A 19,164-nucleotide genomic window follows, 5' to 3' on the forward strand; every position below is an offset into this window, starting at 1 on the left:
GGCCCTCCCCGGACAGGTGTCCGACAATGAGAGCGTGACCAGCCCCGATGCCCCGGATCCCGCCGCCGCCCGCGGCGCGCCGGGCATGCCCGACACGCTCGGCCCGGCCGGCCCCCGGCCGCGGCTTCCGTCGCCGCTGCGGGAGGCCGTGGACGCGCGATTCGCGCGCCACGGCGTCCGTCTGCTGCTGAAGCGGGACGATCTGATCCACCCGGAGCTGATCGGCAACAAGTGGCGCAAGCTGACGCCGAACCTCGAAGCGGCGGCCGGCCGCACCCTGGTCACCTTCGGCGGGGCGTACTCGAACCATCTGCGCGCCACCGCCGCGGCCGGCCGCCTGCTGGGCCTGCCCACCCTCGGCGTGGTCCGCGGCCAGGAGCTGGCGGACCGCCCCCTCAACCCCTCGCTCGCCCGCTGCGCGGCCGACGGCATGCGCCTGCACTTCGTCGACAGGCCGACCTATCGCCGCAAGACGGAGCCGCGCACGCTGGCCGGGATCCTGGGCTCGACGGACACCGAGGACGCGTACGTGGTGCCCGAGGGCGGCAGCAACGCCCTCGCGGTACGCGGCTGCCGGGCGCTCGGCGAGGAACTGCGGGACCACGGCGGCATCGATGTGGCCGCCGTCGCCTGCGGCACGGGCGGCACCCTCGCGGGCCTGGCCGCAGGCCTCGCACCCGGCCAGCGCGCCCTCGGCGTCCCGGTCCTCAGAGGCGGGTTCCTCGACGCCGACACGACGGCCCTGCAGACGGCCGCCTTCGGCGCCCGGCGCGGAACCTGGTCCCTCGACGACCGCTTCCACTTCGGCGGCTACGCCCGTACCACTCCCGAACTCGACGCCTTCGCGGAGGACTTCGAGCAGCGCCACGGGCTGCCGGTCGAACGTCTCTATGTCGCCAAGATGCTGTACGGACTTGTCGCCCTCGCCGAGGAGGGCGCGTTCCCGGGCGGCACGACGGTGGCGGCGGTGATCACCGGAGCGCCGTTCCCCGCCGCGGGAGCCGCGCCTCAGGCCGCCTCCCGGTAGGCCGCCGCCTCCTCCAGGTCCAGTCGGCGCAGCAGCGTGCGGAGCATCTCGTCGTCGATGTAGCGGTAGTCGCGCAACTTGACGAAGACCTCGCGCTCGGCGCCGATCATCTCGCGGGAGAGGCGGCGGTAGGTGTCGTCGGCGGTCTCGCCGGTGACCGGGTTGACCGCGCCGAGCCGCTCCCAGACGGCGTTCCGCCGCCGCTCCAGGACGGTGCGCAGGCGTTCGGCGAGCGGCGGGGGCAGCGCGTTGCGCTCGTCGGCGAGGAGTTCGTCGAGGCGCTGCTCGGCGGCGCGGGAGGCCTGTGCCTGGGCGTTGGCCTCGGCGAGCGTCTCGGCCTGGGTGTCGCGTCCCGGCAGCTTCAGCATCCGGATCAGCGGGGGCAGCGTCAGGCCCTGCACGACCAGGGTGCCGATGACGGTGGTGAAGGTCAGGAAGAGGATCAGGTTGCGGTCGGGGAAGGCGTCGCCGCCGTGCACGGTGAGCGGGATGGAGAAGGCGATGGCGAGCGAGACGACGCCGCGCATGCCGGCCCAGCCGATGACGAACGGCGCCTTCCAGGTGGGGTTCGCCTCGCGTTCCCGGATGCGCGCCGAGAGGATGCGGGGCAGGAAGGTGGCGGGGTAGACCCACACGAAGCGGGTCGCGACGACGACGAGGAAGAGGGCGATCGCGTACCAGGCGGCGGTCGTGCCCTCGTACGCCCCGAGGCCCTTCAGGACGACCGGCAGTTGCAGTCCGATCAGCGCGAACACCGCGGACTCCAGGATGAACGCGACCATTTTCCAGACCGCCTCCTCCTGGAGCCGGGTCGCGAAGTCCACCTCCCAGGAGCGGTGTCCGAGGTAGAGCGCGACGACGACGACCGCGAGCACCCCGGAGGCGTTGAACTGTTCGGCGACGCCGTAGGCGACGAAGGGGATCAGCAGGGAGAGGGTGTTCTGCAGGAGCGCTTCGTTCATGTGGGTGCGCAGCCAGTGGATGGGGATCATCAGGACGAGTCCGACGACCACCCCGCCGACCGCCGCGAGCAGGAACTCGCGGACGCCGCCCGCCCAGGTCGCGCCCTCGCCGACCGCCGCGGCGAGCGCCACCTTGTAGGCGGTGATCGCGGTCGCGTCGTTCACCAGGGACTCGCCCTGCAGGATCGTGGTGATCCGTGAGGGCAGCCCCACCCGGCGCGCCACCGCCGTCGCGGCCACCGCGTCCGGCGGCGCGACGACCGCGCCGAGCACCAGGGCCGCGGTCAGCGGCAGGCTCGGCACGAGCAGATAGGCGACCCAGCCGACCACGAGGGTCGCGAAGAGGACGTAGCCCACCGACAGGAGCGCGACGGGCCTCAACTGGGCCCTCAGGTCGAGGTAGGAGCTGTCGGTGGCCGCCGTGTACAGCAGCGGGGGCAGCAGCAGCGGGAGGACGACCTCGGGGTCGAGTTCGTACGGGGGCACCCCGGGGATGTACGAGACGATCAGGCCCACGGTGACGAGCAGCAGAGGCGCCGGAACCGGGGTACGGCGGGCGGCGCCGGCGACCGCCGCGCTCCCCGCGACCAGCAACAACAGTGGCAACACGTGCATCGTCTTCCGCCCGCCCTCTTCTTCGCGCGGCATCCCGCCACACCCGACGTAACCTGGCCATCATGAAACAGTGCACGCACGCCGACGCGCTGCCGCAGCCCGAACCCGAGCCCCGGAGCGAGACCTGCCAGGAGTGCGTGGCGGCCGGCACCCACCCGGTGCAGCTCCGGCTGTGCCTGGAGTGCGGGCATCTCGCCTGTTGCGACTCCTCACCTCTGCGGCACGCGACCGAGCACCACAAGGACACGGGGCATCCGATCATGCGCACGTTCGAGCCGGGGGAGAACTGGCGTTGGTGCTTCGTGGACCACGTACTCGTCTGAGCCGTGGATCACGTGCGCGTGTGACTCAGGATCCGGACGGTTCGACCGTCTGACGTCTGGGTACGTCAACCCGGCGCGCGCTCTTCCTATTTGGGGCCGCAGACCCCTAGCCACTGTCCGTACTCATAGGCTTACTATGAGTGACAGCAAGGGGCGGGGTCCCCAGGACAGGAAAGTCGGGAGCGCGGTAGCGTCACCGCTGAACGACGTAGCGCGTTACCCCGGGGGGCGACCCTCGGCCCCGAAAGAGCTCGAATGAGCTTGTACCACCATGGAGGTGAGGGTGTCCCAGATCGCAGGCGAGCCCGCGACGAAGGACTTCGTGGAAGTCCGGCTGCCGGCCGCGGGTGCCTACCTGTCGGTACTGCGCACGGCCACGGCCGGGCTGGCAGCCCGTTTGGACTTCACCCTCGACGAGATCGAGGACCTGCGCATCGCGGTGGACGAGGCCTGCGCGATCCTGCTGCAGCAGGCCGTCCCCGGTTCGGTGCTCAGTTGTGTCTTCCGGCTCATCGACGACTCACTGGAGGTCACGGTCTCGGCGCCGACCACGGACGGTCACGCTCCGTCACGTGACACTTTCGCGTGGACCGTCCTTTCCGCCCTCGCGGGGAAGGTCGACTCCACCGTCGCCGAGGACAAGACCGTTTCGATCAGCCTCTACAAACAGCGCGGCGCGGGACCCGGGCCGGCGTGAGGAACGGGGACGGGCCGGTGCGGGACGAAGAGCGCGGCACACGGGAGCCTCCCGCGGAGCGCGCCGACGGCCTCGACGGGCCGCGGCACACGGCGGACGGCGTCGACGGCATCCCCGAACAGGCCCGGCCGCATCCGGAGAACGGCGTCTCCTCGGCAGCCGCAGCGCAGCTGGGGGTCTCCTCCCCCGTCCGGGGAGGTTCCCCCGGTTCGAGCGCAGCCGAGGACATGGGGGAAGAGCCGCGAGCTCGGGGAATGGTGACGGGCGGGACTATGAGCGAGCACGAGCGAAACGCGGAGCAGAACGTGCAGGGCGCGCAGCACGGGCCGAGTGCCCAGCCGGTCCAGCACGGGCCGAGCGCCCAGCCGGTCCAGCACGGGCCGAGCGCCCAGCACATCCAGCACGATCCCCAGGACCGCAGCGGGGCCCGGGCGATGTTCATCGAGCTGCGCAAGCTGCAGGACGGCAGCGCCGAGTACGCGGAGCTGCGCAATCAGCTGGTCCGCATGCATCTGCCGCTCGTCGAGCACCTCGCGCGCCGCTTCCGCAACCGCGGTGAGCCGCTGGACGACCTCACCCAGGTCGCGACGATCGGGCTGATCAAGTCGGTCGACCGGTTCGACCCGGAGCGCGGCGTCGAGTTCTCGACGTACGCGACCCCGACGGTGGTCGGCGAGATCAAGCGGCACTTCCGGGACAAGGGCTGGGCGGTGCGCGTCCCGCGTCGCCTCCAGGAACTGCGGCTGGCTCTGACCACGGCGACCGCGGAGCTCTCCCAGCTGCACGGCCGCTCACCGACGGTCCACGAGCTGGCCGAGAAGCTGGCCATCTCGGAGGAGGAGGTCCTGGAGGGCCTGGAGTCCGCCAACGCGTACTCCACGCTGTCCCTGGACGTCCCCGACACGGACGACGAGTCCCCGGCCGTCGCGGACACCCTGGGCGCCGAGGACGAGGCGCTGGAGGGCGTCGAGTACCGGGAGTCCCTGAAGCCGCTCCTGGAGGACCTGCCTCCTCGGGAGAAGCGGATCCTGCTGCTTCGCTTCTTCGGCAACATGACGCAGTCGCAGATCGCGCAGGAGGTCGGCATCTCGCAGATGCATGTCTCTCGGCTGCTGGCCCGCACCCTGGCCCAGCTGCGGGAGAAGCTCCTCGTCGAGGAGTGAGACCCGCCTACTTCTCGTCCTGTACGTCACCGCCGGGCCCTCGGATTCCGAGGGCCCGTGTCGTTGCCGGGTTCAGCAGCAGCACCAGGGCCGCCACCGCGACGGCCGCGAGGGCGATGCCGGCGGGGATCGCGACGCTGTCGGCCTGGAGCAGGGTGTAGGCGACCGGCAGCGCCATGATCTGGGTGATGAGGGCCGGGCCCCGGCTCCAGCCGCGGCGCAGCAGCAGTCCGCGCGCGGCGAGCAGCGGCAGCAGCGCGAGCACGATCAGCGTGACGCCGCCGGTGACGGCCTGCTGCCGGTTGTCGGGGTCGCCCGTGAGTCCGAGGACGAGGACGCAGACGCCGCCCGCCACGAGGGCGGTCCCCTCCAGCGCGGCCAGCGCCGCCGCGGCGGTCAGCCGCCCGGGACGGGGTTCGGCGAGGGGGGCGTCGGGGGTGGGATTCTGCTCACGGCTCACTCCTGAAGAGTAGCCGTCGGCTCCGGACCGCCGGGTGCCCCGGGGGCCGGGTACGGCCCGGTCCCAGGGCTCGCGCCGATCCATTTGCCGCGTCCCCGCTCACCCCGGACCTCTTACTCGATCCCTACCTCGGTCTGGGCCGAGTACCACCCAGTAGGTACGCTGCTTCGCATGCGCGCACTTCTCGTGGTCAATCCGGCAGCAACCACCACAAGTGCGCGGACGCGTGACGTCTTGATCCACGCGCTGGCCAGTGAGATGAAGCTCGAGGCGGTCACCACCGAGTACCGCGGGCACGCCCGGGACCTCGCCAGACAGGCCGCGGACAGCGACGAGATAGACCTGGTCGTGGCCCTCGGCGGGGACGGCACGGTCAACGAGGTCGTGAACGGTCTTCTCCACCGGGGCCCCGACCCGGAAAGCCTGCCCCGCCTCGCCGTGGTCCCCGGCGGTTCCACCAACGTCTTCGCCCGCGCCCTCGGCCTGCCGAACGACGCCGTGGAGGCGACCGGCGCCCTGCTGGACGCGCTGCGCGAGGAGCGCGAGCGCACGGTCGGCCTCGGCCTCGCCGCGGGGACTCCCGGCACGGAGGACGGGGCCGTACCTTCCCGCTGGTTCACCTTCTGCGCCGGCCTCGGCTTCGACGCGGGGGTGGTGGGGCGGGTCGAGCAGCAGCGCGAACGCGGTCGGCGCTCCACCCATGCGCTGTATCTCCGCCAAGTGGTACGCCAGTTTTTGGACGAACCTCACCGCCGGCACGGAACGATCACCCTGGAGCGCCCCGGCGCGGACCCGGTCACCGATCTGGTCCTGTCCATCATCTGCAACACCGCGCCGTGGACGTTTCTCGGCAATCGTCCGGTGTACGCGGCGCCTAAGGCCTCGTTCGATACCGGACTCGACGTACTCGCCCTCAGCCGCATGTCGACGGCCTCGGTTGCCCGGTATGCCACCCAGTTGCTCACTTCGTCCCCCGAACGCGGCCCCCAGGGCAAGCACGCCGTCTCCCTGCATGACCTGACGGACTTCACCTTGCATTCGAAGGTGCCACTGCCCCTTCAGATGGACGGCGACCATCTCGGACTGCGTACTAGCGTGACGTTCACAGGCGTACGCCGTGCACTGCGTGTGATTGTGTGAGCGGAAGGGGCCAAAATCCTTTCACTCGAACGTTTAGGCCAGGGTCCACCCCATGGAAGTACGGCTGTGACTCAGCCGACACCGAGGAATCAAAAAAAACTTTCCGGAAGGGGTTGTATCCGCCGCTGAGGTTTGCGAGTCTCTACGTGGCGCTCGGGACGGCCCGCAACATCGGCCCCACAGAGCACCGGAACCCCTCCTCAAAACACAGGACCACACCAGTCCGTCTGGTTGTCGGCCCTTCACTTGTTGAGGGATTCGTGAAAGCGTTCACATTCACAAGCAACGTGCATGTAATACCAAGGAGAGGTAGCAGCCATGGACTGGCGTCACAACGCCGTTTGCCGCGAGGAAGACCCCGAGCTCTTCTTCCCCATCGGCAACACCGGTCCTGCGCTGCTGCAGATCGAGGAAGCCAAGGCCGTCTGCCGCCGCTGCCCCGTCATGGAGCAGTGCCTGCAGTGGGCGCTCGAGTCCGGCCAGGACTCCGGCGTCTGGGGTGGCCTCAGCGAGGACGAGCGCCGCGCAATGAAGCGCCGTGCCGCCCGCAACCGAGCTCGTCAGGCCACCGCCTGACGTTCCACCCCGCACGAGCCTGAGCTTGGCGGCGCGTACAGCGAGTACGCAACTCCCGCCCCCGAGCCGCAGCGCGCAGTACCCCGATGCGCTTGATGCAACGAGCTTTCAGCCCCGGACCACCTGTGGTCCGGGGCTCATTGCTGTTCGCGTCCGGTGTCCGGCGCTCCTGGCGCCCGACGTCGGTCACGGAGAGTGACGGGCGCTCATGGGCATCGACTGCCCCTGCCCGTCGGCCACTTGTGCGGGTATTTGTCCGGATGCCTGTCCGGGCCTGCTACTTGGGTACGACCACCGGGATGTCCAGGAGCACCTGGGTGCCGCGCTCCGGAGCGGCCACCATGTCGAAGGTGCCGCCCAACTCGCCCTCCACCAGCGTCCGTACGATCTGCAGGCCGAGGTTGCCCGAGCGGTGCGGGTCGAAGCCCTCGGGCAGTCCGACCCCGTCGTCCTGGACGGTGACCAGCAGGCGGGCGTCCTTGGAGGTGCCGCCGCGCACCGCGGAGACCTCGACGGTGCCCCGGTCACCCTCGCGGAAGCCGTGCTCCAGCGCGTTCTGGAGGATCTCGGTGAGGACCATGGAGAGCGGGGTCGCGACCTCGGCGTCCAGGATGCCGAAGCGTCCGGTGCGCCGGCCGGTGACCTTGCCGGGTGAGATCTCGGCGACCATGGCGAGCACCCGGTCGGCGATCTCGTCGAACTCCACCCGCTCGTCCAGGTTCTGGGAGAGCGTCTCGTGCACGATCGCGATCGAACCGACCCGGCGCACGGCTTCCTCCAGGGCTTCCCGGCCGCGGTCCGAGTCGATGCGGCGGGCCTGGAGCCGCAGCAGGGCCGCCACCGTCTGGAGGTTGTTCTTCACCCGGTGGTGGATCTCCCGGATGGTGGCGTCCTTGGTGATCAACTCGCGCTCGCGGCGGCGCAGTTCGGTGACGTCACGGAGCAGGACCAGGGAACCGACCCGGGTCCCCTTGGGCTTGAGCGGGATCGCGCGCAGCTGGATCACGCCCTCGGCGCTCTCGATCTCGAACTCGCGGGGCGCCCAGCCGCTGGCGACCTTGGACAGCGCCTCGTCGACCGGACCCCGGGACGGGGCGAGTTCGGCGGTCGTGGAGCCGAGGTTGCAGCCCACCAGGTCGGCGGCCAGGCCCAGCCGGTGGTACGCGGAGAGCGCGTTCGGTGAGGCGTACTGGACGACGCCGTCCGCGTCGAGGCGGATCAGTCCGTCGCCGACCCGCGGCGAGGCGTCCATGTCGACCTGCTGGTCGGGGAACGGGAAGGTGCCGGCGGCGATCATCTGCGCGAGGTCGGAGGCGCTCTGCAGATACGTCAGTTCGAGGCGGCTCGGGGTGCGCACCGTGAGCAGGTTGGTGTTGCGGGCGATGACACCGAGGACACGGCCCTCGCGGCGCACGGGAATGGACTCGACCCGGACCGGGACCTCCTCGCGCCACTCGGGGTCGCCCTCGCGCACGATCCGGCCCTCGTCGAGCGCCGCGTCCAGCAGGGGGCGGCGGCCGCGCGGGACGAGATGGCCGACCATGTCGTCCTGATACGAGGTGGGCCCCGTGTTGGGGCGCATCTGCGCGACCGAGACATAGCGGGTGCCGTCGCGCGTGGGAACCCACAGCACGAGGTCGGCGAAGGAGAGGTCGGAGAGCAACTGCCACTCCGAGACCAGCAGATGCAGCCACTCGAGATCGGAATCACCGAGGGCGGTGTGCTGGCGTACGAGGTCGTTCATGGAGGGCACGTGTGCGAGCGTACCCGGCGGATCCGACAGGTCCCGAAATCAGCCACCCGTGCGGGTCCCCCAGGGGCGCCGCAGGGCGCCGGAAACACCCGCGGGCCGCGGCGCCTGGGAGGGACCCTCAACCCTCCCGGCACCGCAGCCCGGAGCAACATCGGCCGTGGGGTGTGCGGTCCCGGTCGGCCGAAGAGAGGAGCCGGAGCAGTCAGGGCAGAGAGCGCCGGTTCCTCGGTCCGCCTTCCTGTGCGGGGAAGACGGAGGCTTGTTCAGTTTCTCAAAGCATTGTGGACTAGACCACGGTCCTGCGTCCATGTGTCCGCAGCCCGTGCGCCCGCTGGTGTTCTTTGTTGTCCGCTTATCCAACACCAGAAGCACCCATCAGACTATCCCGCTTCGGTTCCTGAACGGGCGGAGTTGCCGGATGAGCGCGTCCGGGGCGGTCCGGACGCGCGGGCCCCCTGCTCGGGGAGTGCAATGGAAGCGCGCACTGGCCCGCCGGGGCGACGGAAGGGTGACGCTCTGCTAGATTGGTCTATACCACATGCCCTTCGGGTTCCAGTTGAGTCCCCTGAGTCCCCTCTCCAGATCGGCAGGCCCAGCGTGGAAGTTGTCATCGTCCCGGACGCCAAGGCGGGCGGCGAGCTGATCGCCGAGGCCATGGCGGAACTGCTCAGGCGCAAGCCCGACGCCCTGCTCGGCGTGGCCACCGGCTCGACGCCGCTGCCCATCTACGAGGCGCTGGCGGCCCGAGTGGGTTCCGGCGCCGTGGACGCCTCGGGGGCGCGCATCGCGCAGCTCGACGAGTACGTGGGGCTGCCGGCCGAGCACCCCGAGTCCTACCGCTCCGTGCTGCGCCGTGAGGTGCTGGAGCCGCTGGGTCTCGGCATGGACGCGTTCATGGGGCCCGACGGCACCGCGACGGACGTCCAGGCCGCGTGCGAGGCGTACGACAAGGCGCTGACCGCCGCCGGCGGCGTCGACCTCCAGTTGCTGGGGATCGGGACGGACGGGCACATCGGCTTCAACGAGCCGTGCTCCTCGCTCGCCTCGCGGACCCGGATCAAGACGCTGACCGAGCAGACCCGCGTGGACAACGCCCGGTTCTTCGACGGCGACATCGAGCAGGTCCCGCACCACGTCATCACGCAGGGCATCGGCACGATCCTGGAGGCGCGGCACCTGGTGCTGCTCGCGACCGGGGAGGGCAAGGCGGACGCCGTGGCGGCGACGGTCGAGGGGCCGGTCGCGGCGATCTGCCCGGCGTCGGCGTTGCAGTTGCACCCGCACGCGACCGTGGTCGTCGACGACGCCGCCGCGTCCAAGCTGAAGCTCGGGGACTACTTCCGCCACACGTTCGCCGCCAAGCCGGACTGGCAGGGCATCTAGGACAGCTCCTGGCCCCTGCGGTCACCCGGCCCGCGCCCCGCCTCCCTGGCGGCGCCGGGCCGCAGCGGGCCGCACCGGGCCACACGGGGCCACACGGGTCGTGCCCAGGGTCGCGGCCCGCGCCCGGCCCCCTGGCCGCGCCGGCCGCACGGATCATGCCCGGGCTTCGCGGATCGCGCCCGGCCTCCCTGTCCGCCCTTGTCCGCCCCTGTCCGCACCGGGCCGCACCGGGCCGCACCGGGCCACCCTGACCGCGCCGGGCCGCACTGATCGCGCCCGGGCCTCGCGGTCCGGCGTCACGGTCCGGCGCCGCGAGCGCGCCCCCGAGCGGTGAACGCACGGATGCCGGGCCTCCCCAGGGAGGCCCGGCATCCGTGCGTGTGGCCCGACGGGCGGTCCGCTACTCCCCCGCGATGACCTCCGCCGCCGCCTGGCCGCACACCCGCGCGGCGCCGTGGGTGGCGATGTGCAGGGCGCCCCGGGGCGCCGACTGGGGAACACCCATCTCGACCACCACGGTGTCGGGGCGGGACGCGAGAAGCGTGTCGAGGGCCGCCGCCATCCAGGGATGGCGGTGTTCGTCGCGGACGACCGCGACGAGGGGCCGCTCGCCCGCGGCGGCGAGGGCCGAGGAGCCCGCGTCCTCGCCGGTGAAGCTGCCGGTCTCCGTGCCGGGAAGCAGCCGGGCCAGCTCGGCGGCCACACCCCAGGGGGTCTCGTCACCGACGGCGATGTTCGCGACCGGGGTGAGCGCGGCGACGAAGGGGGCGCCGGTGAGCGGGGTGTACGACGCCGAGCGGGTCACGGTGAGCGCGCGCCGGGCGGCGACCAGGCCGACATCGACGGCTCCGCCCGTACCGTTCGAGCCGGCCGTACGGAGCGAGCCGCCCGAGCCGTTCGAAGCGTTCGAACCGACCGTGCCGTTCGAGCCACCCGTGGCGTTCGAAGCGTTCGAACCGTTCAAGCCATTCATGTCGTGCGCGCCGGGGGCGGTGGCGCTCCCGCCGGTCACCACGGCGCGCGGCGCGGCCGCGATGGTTCCGTCCGCGGTCCCGGCCGCCGAGGCGGAGGCGGCCGTGGCGGTCCCGGAGGCCGCGGAGGCCGCGGCCGTCCACTCGGCCAGCGCCCGCACCCGGTTCGCCGCGTCCGCGAGGCGTTCCTCGGGGAGTTCGCCGGCACGGACGGCGGAGACCAGGGCGTCGCGGAGACGGCGCACGGTGTCGTCGTCCGCCAGTCCGCCGCCGACGCAGATGGCGTCCGCTCCGGCCGCGATGGCCAGCACGCTGCCCCGCTCGATGCCGTACGTCGCGGAGATGGCCTGCATCTCCATGCCGTCGGTGACGATGAGACCGTCGTAGCCGAGTTCCTCGCGCAGCAGGCCCGTGAGGATGCGGCGGGAGAGGGTGGCCGGGCGGTCCGGGTCCAGCGCCGGGACGAGGATGTGCGCGCTCATCACGGCACGGCTGCCCGCGGCGATGGCGGCCCGGAACGGGACGAGCTCGCGCGACTGGAGGACCGACAGGTCCGCGTCGATGCGGGGCAGGGCGTGGTGGGAGTCCACCGCGGTGTCCCCGTGGCCCGGGAAGTGCTTGGTGCAGGCGGCCACGCCGGCGGCCTGGAGGCCGGTGACGTAGGCGGCCGTGTGCCGGGCCACCAGGTCGGTGTCGGCGCCGAAGGACCGTACGCCGATGACCGGGTTGGAGGGGTTGGAGTTCACGTCGGCGGACGGCGCCCAGTTGAGGTTCACCCCGCACGCGGCCAGCCGGCGGCCGAGTTCACGGGCGACGTCCTCGGTGAGCGACACGTCGTCGACGGCGCCCAGCGCGTGGTTGCCCGGGAAGGACGAACCGGTGCGCACCTCCAGGCGGGTGACGTCGCCGCCCTCCTCGTCGATGGCGACGAGGACATCGTCGCGTTCGACGCGCAACTGGGCTGTCAGGGCGGCCAGTTGATCGGGCGAGGCGATGTTGCGGCCGAACAGGCCGACGGAGGCGAGGCCTTCACCGAGGCGGCGGAGCAGCCAGTCCGGCGCCGTGGTCCCGGTGAATCCGGGCTGGAGCACGGTGAGGGCGTCGCGCGTCAGGCCATCCTTTGAATTGGACGCAGTGGTACCACTGGCGAATGTCGTCATCGGGAGGCGTTATCCCTTCACGGCGCCCGCGGTCAGACCCGCGGCCATCTTGCGCTGGACAAGGAGGAACAGGACGACGATCGGCACGGCCATCATGGTGGATCCGGCCATCATCGGGGCGTACTCGGTGCCGTGCTTGGTGGTGAAATTGCCGAGCCAGACGGTGGCGGTCTGGTTCTTCTGGCTCATCAGCATCAGGGCGTACAGGTATTCGTTCCACGCCTGGATGAAGGCGTAGACGGACGTCGCGACCATGCCGGGAGCCAGCAGCGGGAAGACCACGCGGATGAAGGCGCCCGTGCGGCTGCACCCGTCGACCATCGCCGCCTCCTCCAGCTCCTTCGGGATGTTGACGATGAAGCCGCGCAGCGTCCACACCGTGAAGGGGAGGATGAAGGTCAGATACGTGATGATCAGACCGGAGAGCCTGTCGTACTGGTCGAGGTCGTTCAGCAGCAGGAAGACCGGGATGATCATGGCGACCAGCGGGACCATCTGGACCGCGAGGATGCCGACGATCACGACCTTGCGGCCGCGGAAGGCGAAGCGGGAGATGGCCAGCGCGGCCAGCATCCCCACCACGATGCCGATCACGACCACGGCGAGCGACACGACGAGGCTGCGGCCCACCGGGCCCCAGAAGTCGGCGATGTCCAGCGCGCGGCGGAAGTTGTCGAGCGTCAGCCCCGTGGGGAACAGGCTCGGGTCGGGGTCGATGGCGTCCTTGGCCGGCTTGAAGGCCGTGTTGAACATCCAGTAGACGGGGAAGCCCGCGGTGAGGAAGACCAGCAGGCCGAGCAGGTTCCAGCCGAGCTTGGACTTGCGGGGCCCGGAGGACTTCCGCCCCGCGGCGGATGTGCGCCCGGGCGTGGCGACGGCGCTCATTCGACCTCTCCGATCTTCAGCATCTGACGCATGTACACGGCGACCACGCCCAGGAGCAGCAGCACGGTCAGCAGGGCGATCGCCGATCCCTGCGCGTAGTCGTTGACGACGAAGGCGCGGTCGTACGAGTACGTGGTGAGCAGTTGGAACTCGGCCTCGGGGTGTCCGTTGCGCATGACGAAGACCTGCGGGAAGACACCCATGTCCCAGATGACGGAGAGGGTCGTGAGCATCACGATGATCGGCTTGAGGATCGGCAGCGTCACATAGCGGAAGACGCCCCAGGCGCCCGCGCCGTCGAGCCGTGCGGCCTCCTCCAGCTCCGCGGGCACCTGGGTGAGTCCCGCGCTGAGCGTGATGACGACGAACGGCACCGCGCCCCAGACGACCAGGAGCATGATCACGGTCAGGCCCTGCGGACCGCTCGCGAACCAGTTGTGGCCGATCATGTCGACGCCGGGGAGCTTGCTGAGCAGCGCGTTGAGGACGCCGTAGTCGGAGTCGAAGAGCCACTTGAAGACCGTGGTGGCCACGATGATCGGCATGCCCCAGCTGGCCACCAGCACGATGTTGATGAGCGTCTTCACCCAGCCCGAGACCCGCTGGAGGAGCAGCGCGATCAGCATGCCGATGACCATCGTGAAGACGACGGCCCCGCCGGCGAAGACGATCGTCCGGACGACCACCGCCCAGAACTCGCCGTCCCCGAGCACCTTGGAGAAGTTGTCGAAGCCGACCGACTCGGCCGGCTGGAAGCCCCAGAGCTGGGACTGCCCGAACTTCTGGAAGGAGAGCGTGACCAGGCGCACCAGCGGATAGCCGAGGACCAGCGCGAGGATCAGCAGGCACGGGGCGAGCAGGGCCCAGGGGGCCGCCGTCGTGCCCGAGGTCCGCTTGACGCGTGGCGCCTTGGGGACGGCCGGTGGCGGTGCCTGCCGCGGAGGCGGCACCTTGGCGGGGGTGGTCGTGTCTGCGGCACTCATCGCGCGCTCCTCAGCGGTCCCTCAGGTCGTACGAAAGCGAAGGCCCGCACGGCCGGGCGCCGCGGGGACGAGCCCCGGGCCGGGCCGTACGGGAGGCAGGGCCCCGCCCCTCCGCGAAGGAGGACCGACGGGGCCCCGCAATCAGGTCACTTGGTGTTGATGACCTTGTCGATCTTGGCGTCCGCTTCCTTCGCGGCGTCCTCGACCGACTTCTTGCCGGTGCCGATGCTCTGCAGCATGGTCTGCAGGACCTGGGCCTTCTCGACCTGGCCCCAGCCCGGCGCCATCGGGACGAACCAGTTGGACTCGGCCGCGGTGGCCGGGACGACCGTCGCCGGGTCGTTCTTCAGGGTGGCGAGGTCGGTCTTGTTGTTGGGCAGGTTGCCCTTGCCCATCAGGCCCTTCTGGCCCTTGGCGCCGGTGAACGCGTTGATCCACTCGGCGGCGACGGCCTGCGCCTTCGACTTCACCGGGACGGCGAGGTCGGAGCCGCCCAGGAAGACCGGGAGGTTCTTGCCGGACGGGCCGGGCATCACGAAGTTCTCGAGGTTGCCCTTGAGCTTGCCGGTCTTGTCGCTCTTCGGGTCCTCGGCGGTCGCGCCCTCCCAGGCGGCGCCGAAGATCATGCCGGACTTGCCCTGGCCGTAGACGATGTAGCGGTCGGACTCGTCCTTGGTCTTGTCGCCGTGCATGTACGTGTCGACGACGTTCTTGAACTCGGTGAGGCCCTTGACCGACTCGGGCGAGGAGAGGTTGGCCTTCCACTGGCCGCCCTCCTCCTTCGCGATGGAGCCGCCGGCGTCGTAGACGAAGGACATCGCCGCGTACCAGTCGCGGGTGGGCTGGTACCAGGCGCTGAACTTGTCACCCTGCTTCTTCTGGATCTTGTCCAGGGCGGAGGTGAGCTCCTTGTACGTCTTCGGCGGGGTCTTCACGCCGACGGAGGCGGCGAGGTCCTTGCGCCAGTTGCCGACGCGGCCACCGGCGTAGTACGGCACACCGTAGGTCTTGCCGTCGTAGGTCACGGAGGCCTTGAGGCCGTCCAGCCAGGCGTCCGAGTTCTCGAACTTGGCCGTGTCCAGGGGAGCGAAGGCGCCCTTGACCATGTAGCCGAGCATCTCGGTGTTGCCCATCTCGACCACGTCGGGCGCCTTGTCGGTGGCGAGGACGGCGTCGAGCTTGGTGTTCTTGTCCGGCCAGCCGTAGTACTCGTGGTTGATCTTGATGCCGGGGTGCTTCGCCTTGATCGCCGCGTCGGCCGCCTTGACCAGCTCGGGCCAGTTGTTCTGGGCGTCGACCGTGAGCCAGACGGTCAGCTCTTTGGCGTCCGCGCCCTTGTCCGACCCCCCGGACTTGTCGTCGTTCCCGCACGCCGCGATGGAGAACATCATGCCCGCGATACCGATCGCGGCTATCAGCTTGCGCTTCACGCCACCCTCCTCAGGGATGCCACAAACCCCCCTGCTCCCCGCGGTGACATAACGCCGTGTACCGCCCGTGGGGCCGGGACTGGACCAATGGTGTAGACCAGTACGGGGAGCTTGGCCTAGACCTAGGGGGGTGTCAAGGGTGCGTAAGCCCGTCCAGTCGTCCGTTATGGGACCTACATATGCAAGGACCTTTAAGTAGGTAAGCGGCATAAACAGCGGGGCTGTTCAGGGCCCGCGAAAGGGCCGCCCGCGGAGTCGCGCGCACGGCCGTCTGCGCGTGATGGACTAGACCAACGAGTACGCCGACGGTATATAGAGGGGATCACGGAGCGTGCGGGGGACACTCGCACGTCAAGCCGTGCCACGATGTGAGCCGTGGCCGACGGTAGGTCGGTCGCTTCGGCATCCGGAGCCGGGAAGGCAGAGCATGAGCACCGACGTCAGCAGTGCGGAGAACGAGGGTGGGGCGCCCATCCGTACCGCGCGCGTGCCCAAGTACTACCGCCTCAAGAAGCACCTGCTCGACATGACGGAGACACTGCCGCCCGGTACGCCGGTACCGCCCGAGCGGACCCTCGCCGCCGAGTTCGACACCTCGCGCACCACGGTGCGGCAGGCCCTTCAGGAGCTGGTCGTCGAGGGCCGCCTCGAACGCATCCAGGGCAAGGGCACCTTCGTCGCCAAACCGAAGGTCTCCCAGGCGCTCCAACTGACCTCGTACACCGAGGACATGCGCGCCCAGGGCCTCGAACCCACCTCGCAGCTGCTGGATATCGGCTACATCACCGCGGACGAGACCCTCGCCGGCCTGCTCGACATCTCGTCCGGCGGCCGGGTGCTGCGCATCGAGCGGCTGCGCCTCGCGAGCGGCGAGCCGATGGCCATCGAGACGACCCACCTCTCCGCCAAGCGCTTCCCTGCCCTGCGCAGGTCGCTCGTCAAGTACACCTCTCTCTACACCGCGCTCGCCGAGGTCTACGACGTCCATCTCGCCGAGGCCGAGGAGACCATCGAGACCTCGCTGGCGACCCCGCGCGAGGCCGGACTGCTCGGCACCGATGTGGGTCTGCCCATGCTGATGCTCTCCCGCCACTCGATCGACCGGCAGGGCGAGCCGGTGGAGTGGGTGCGGTCGGTGTACCGGGGAGACCGGTACAAGTTCGTCGCCCGCCTCAAGCGCCCGCAGGACTGAGCCACGCGGGATGGCGCGCGGGCCCGGACTGGCCGTCAGGACCGGTACCCCTCCGAGGGGTTCCGCTCCTGATGAGGGGCCCCGCGCGCACCCTCACGAACCCTCCACACCCGCCGTCCGGCGAGGGGTTCCCTAAAGCGGAACCGTCGCCTAGATTGCCTGCGCGTTACCCAGGTGATCGATGAGGGGACGGAGCCGACCCATGTCAGACCTGCCCGAAGTGAAACCACCGGTGGTCACACCGGTCCGTGCGGTGATCGCCCTCTGTCTGCTCGCGCCGTTCGTCGCGATGCTGTGGGTCGGCTCCTACGCCAAGACCGACCCGGCCTTCATCGGCATCCCGTTCTTCTACTGGTACCAGATGCTGTGGGTGGTCCTCTCCACGGCGCTGACGGTGACCGCGTACCAGCTGTGGAAGCGTGACCAGCGGGCCCGCGCCTCCGCGAAGGGAGGTGCCGGAGCATGAACGACGGTGTGAACGGCGTCGCCCTCGGCGTCTTCGTCTTCTTCTTCCTGGCCGTCACGGTCATGGGCTTCCTGGCCGCGCGCTGGCGCAGGGCCGACAACGAACACAGCCTCGACGAATGGGGCCTGGGCGGCCGGTCCTTCGGCACCTGGGTGACCTGGTTCCTGCTCGGCGGCGACCTCTACACGGCGTACACCTTCGTCGCCGTACCGGCGGCGATCTACGCGGCGGGCGCGGCCGGCTTCTTCGCCGTGCCGTACACGATCCTGGTCTACCCGCTGATCTTCACCTTCCTGCCCCGCCTCTGGTCGGTCTCCCACAAGCACGGCTATGTGACGACCTCGGACTTCGTGCGCGGCCGCTTCGGCTCCAAGGGCCTGTCCCTCGCCGTGGCCGTCACCGGCATCCTGGCGACCATGCCGTACATCGCGCTCCAGCTGGTCGGCATCCAGGCCGTCCTCGACGTGATGGGCGTGGGCGGCGGCGAGAGCACCAACTGGTTCGTCAAGGACCTGCCGCTCCTCATCGCCTTCGGCGTGCTGGCCGCGTACACCTACTCCTCGGGGCTGCGGGCCCCCGCCCTGATCGCGTTCGTGAAAGACACCCTGATCTACATCGTGATCGCGGTGGCCATCATCTACATCCCGATCAAGCTGGGCGGCTTCGACGAGATCTTCAAGGCGGCGAGCGACAAGTACACGGCCGCGGGCGCCGGCGGGCTCGTCCCCGCCGAGGCGGGCCAGTGGACGTACGCCACCCTCGCGCTCGGCTCCGCGCTGGCGCTGTTCATGTATCCGCACTCGATCACCGCGACGCTGTCCAGCCGCAGCCGGGAGGTGATCCGGCGCAACACCACGATCCTGCCGCTGTACTCGCTGATGCTGGGCCTGCTCGCCCTGCTCGGGTTCATGGCGATCGCGGCCGGCGTGAAGGTGCAGAACGGGCAGCTGGCGATCCCCCAGCTCTTCGAGACCATGTTCCCGGCCTGGTTCGCGGGCGTGGCCTTCGCCGCCATCGGCATCGGGGCACTCGTCCCGGCGGCCATCATGTCCATCGCGGCCGCGAACCTCTTCACCCGCAACATCTACAAGGACTTCATCAAGCCGGACGCGACCCCGCGGCAGGAGACCCAGGTCTCCAAGCTGGTCTCGCTCCTGGTGAAGGTGGGCGCGCTGGTCTTCGTCCTGACCATGGACAAGACCGTCGCGATCAACTTCCAGCTGCTCGGCGGCATCTGGATCCTGCAGACGTTCCCTGCGCTGGTCGGTGGCCTGTTCACCCGCTGGTTCCACCGCTGGGCGCTGCTCGGCGGCTGGGCGGTCGGCATGCTCTACGGCACGATCGCCGCCTACGGGGTGGCCTCGCCGACCCAGAAGCACTTCGGCGGCAGCTCGAAGGAGATCCCCGGCATCGGGGAGATCGGCTACATCGGCCTGACGGCGTTCCTCCTGAACGTGGCCGTGTCCGTCGTCCTCACCTTCGCCCTGCGGGCGTTCAAGGCCCCCGACGGCATCGACGAGACGTCGCCCGGGGACTACACGGCCGACGCGGGGGACCCCGGGGTCGAGACGGAGCTCCCCCCGGCCACGGCGGGCGCGAGCCACTAGCCACAGGTCACGCACCACGGACGACGGGCCGCCGGGAGGGAAACCGGCGGCCCGTCGCCGTGCCGGGCGGGCGGGCACGGCGAGGCCCTCGCACGCGGCCCGACGACCTCCGGCCGCTCACCTACGAGTTGACGCTCCAGCACACTCCGTAGCGCTCTCCGATGCCTACCCGACACAACATGTGGGGGTACTCCCGGAGCCCGGCACAAGATGTATGCTCATGGTCGCTGTCACCGCAGGGGAATCCGGTGCGAATCCGGAACTGTCCCGCAACGGTGTACTTGTGTGTGTTCGCGTACCCACGCGACCGCGCTCGCGTCAGTCCGAGGACCTGCCGACAGCGCGCCCCGGCCGTCCGGCCCGGGTGCCGA

The 19,164-nt window shown here is 70.2% G+C and carries 17 protein-coding genes and 1 riboswitch; of the genes, 10 read left to right on the plus strand and 7 right to left on the minus strand.

The window, feature by feature from the left end; translation table 11 throughout:
* Window positions 1-85 precede the first annotated feature (85 nt).
* Complete coding sequence (locus OOK38_RS07060) at window positions 86-1,027, plus strand: 1-aminocyclopropane-1-carboxylate deaminase/D-cysteine desulfhydrase (RefSeq protein ID WP_266765846.1); 942 nt, start codon at window positions 86-88, stop codon at window positions 1,025-1,027.
* Here the strand turns inward: OOK38_RS07060 and OOK38_RS07065 are convergent.
* Complete coding sequence (locus OOK38_RS07065; protein ID WP_266762611.1) at window positions 1,009-2,604, minus strand: Na+/H+ antiporter; 1,596 nt, start codon at window positions 2,602-2,604, stop codon at window positions 1,009-1,011. The genes OOK38_RS07060 and OOK38_RS07065 overlap by 19 nt on opposite strands.
* Before the next feature lie 62 nt (window positions 2,605-2,666).
* Between OOK38_RS07065 and OOK38_RS07070 the strand changes: the two genes are divergently transcribed.
* From OOK38_RS07070 to OOK38_RS07080, 3 genes are all read left to right on the plus strand, one after another.
* Window positions 2,667-2,927: a UBP-type zinc finger domain-containing protein gene (locus OOK38_RS07070; RefSeq protein ID WP_266762609.1), complete on the plus strand. Its 261-nt coding sequence runs from the start codon at window positions 2,667-2,669 to the stop codon at window positions 2,925-2,927.
* Window positions 2,928-3,210: 283 nt separating this feature from the next.
* Window positions 3,211-3,624, plus strand: coding sequence for an anti-sigma regulatory factor (locus OOK38_RS07075; protein ID WP_054228129.1), 414 nt, complete (start codon window positions 3,211-3,213; stop codon window positions 3,622-3,624).
* On the plus strand, window positions 3,621-4,787 hold the full coding sequence (locus OOK38_RS07080) for an RNA polymerase sigma factor SigF (RefSeq protein ID WP_266848235.1): 1,167 nt from the start codon (window positions 3,621-3,623) through the stop codon (window positions 4,785-4,787). The genes OOK38_RS07075 and OOK38_RS07080 overlap by 4 nt, the downstream gene beginning before the upstream one ends.
* 7 nt (window positions 4,788-4,794) lie before the next feature.
* On the opposite strand, the gene OOK38_RS07085 is transcribed toward OOK38_RS07080, so the two are convergent.
* Entirely contained in the window at window positions 4,795-5,247 is a 453-nt protein-coding gene (locus tag OOK38_RS07085; protein WP_266762605.1) for a hypothetical protein, read from the minus strand.
* A 171-nt stretch (window positions 5,248-5,418) separates the two neighbouring features.
* On the opposite strand from OOK38_RS07085, the gene OOK38_RS07090 reads away from it, so the two are divergent.
* Entirely contained in the window at window positions 5,419-6,387 is a 969-nt protein-coding gene (locus OOK38_RS07090; protein ID WP_266848237.1) for a diacylglycerol kinase family protein, read from the plus strand.
* A gap of 318 nt (window positions 6,388-6,705) precedes the next feature.
* On the plus strand, window positions 6,706-6,963 hold the full coding sequence (locus OOK38_RS07095) for a WhiB family transcriptional regulator (protein ID WP_006380970.1): 258 nt from the start codon (window positions 6,706-6,708) through the stop codon (window positions 6,961-6,963).
* Between the two features lie 277 nt (window positions 6,964-7,240).
* Here OOK38_RS07095 and OOK38_RS07100 read toward each other — a convergent pair whose 3' ends face one another.
* Window positions 7,241-8,716 (minus strand): sensor histidine kinase, encoded by a 1,476-nt coding sequence (locus OOK38_RS07100; protein ID WP_266762602.1) that lies wholly within the window; start codon window positions 8,714-8,716, stop codon window positions 7,241-7,243.
* Between the two features lie 597 nt (window positions 8,717-9,313).
* Here OOK38_RS07100 and nagB point away from each other — a divergent pair.
* Window positions 9,314-10,099, plus strand: coding sequence for a glucosamine-6-phosphate deaminase (nagB, locus tag OOK38_RS07105; RefSeq protein WP_266762600.1), 786 nt, complete (start codon window positions 9,314-9,316; stop codon window positions 10,097-10,099).
* A 400-nt stretch (window positions 10,100-10,499) separates the two neighbouring features.
* Here the strand turns inward: nagB and OOK38_RS07110 are convergent, their stop codons facing one another.
* The 4 genes from OOK38_RS07110 to OOK38_RS07125 all read right to left on the minus strand — a co-directional run bounded on the left by OOK38_RS07110 (window position 10,500) and on the right by OOK38_RS07125 (window position 15,528).
* A complete protein-coding gene (locus tag OOK38_RS07110) occupies window positions 10,500-12,230 on the minus strand; it encodes a glycoside hydrolase family 3 protein (protein WP_266762598.1) in 1,731 nt (576 codons plus the stop codon).
* A 9-nt stretch (window positions 12,231-12,239) separates the two neighbouring features.
* A complete protein-coding gene (locus tag OOK38_RS07115; RefSeq protein WP_266762596.1) occupies window positions 12,240-13,115 on the minus strand; it encodes a carbohydrate ABC transporter permease in 876 nt (291 codons plus the stop codon).
* Window positions 13,112-14,098: a carbohydrate ABC transporter permease gene (locus OOK38_RS07120; protein WP_266762595.1), complete on the minus strand. Its 987-nt coding sequence runs from the start codon at window positions 14,096-14,098 to the stop codon at window positions 13,112-13,114. The genes OOK38_RS07115 and OOK38_RS07120 overlap by 4 nt, the downstream gene beginning before the upstream one ends.
* Window positions 14,099-14,244: 146 nt before the next feature.
* Complete coding sequence (locus OOK38_RS07125) at window positions 14,245-15,528, minus strand: extracellular solute-binding protein (RefSeq protein ID WP_266762593.1); 1,284 nt, start codon at window positions 15,526-15,528, stop codon at window positions 14,245-14,247.
* Between the two features lie 427 nt (window positions 15,529-15,955).
* Between OOK38_RS07125 and OOK38_RS07130 the strand changes: the two genes are divergently transcribed.
* The 3 genes from OOK38_RS07130 to mctP all read left to right on the plus strand — a co-directional run bounded on the left by OOK38_RS07130 (window position 15,956) and on the right by mctP (window position 18,793).
* Window positions 15,956-16,720, plus strand: coding sequence for a GntR family transcriptional regulator (locus tag OOK38_RS07130; protein ID WP_266762591.1), 765 nt, complete (start codon window positions 15,956-15,958; stop codon window positions 16,718-16,720).
* A gap of 202 nt (window positions 16,721-16,922) precedes the next feature.
* Window positions 16,923-17,186, plus strand: a complete 264-nt coding sequence (locus tag OOK38_RS07135) for a DUF3311 domain-containing protein (RefSeq protein ID WP_266762589.1) — start codon at window positions 16,923-16,925, stop codon at window positions 17,184-17,186.
* Window positions 17,183-18,793 carry a monocarboxylate uptake permease MctP gene (gene mctP, locus OOK38_RS07140; RefSeq protein WP_266762587.1) on the plus strand — a complete coding sequence of 537 codons (1,611 nt, stop codon included), beginning with the start codon at window positions 17,183-17,185 and terminating at the stop codon, window positions 18,791-18,793. The genes OOK38_RS07135 and mctP overlap by 4 nt, the downstream gene beginning before the upstream one ends.
* A 204-nt stretch (window positions 18,794-18,997) precedes the next feature.
* Window positions 18,998-19,147, plus strand: a riboswitch (cobalamin riboswitch).
* The last annotated feature ends 17 nt before the right edge of the window (window positions 19,148-19,164 follow it).

The sequence above is a fragment of the Streptomyces sp. NBC_00568 genome, assembly GCF_026341855.1.
Taxonomy (GTDB): domain Bacteria; phylum Actinomycetota; class Actinomycetes; order Streptomycetales; family Streptomycetaceae; genus Streptomyces.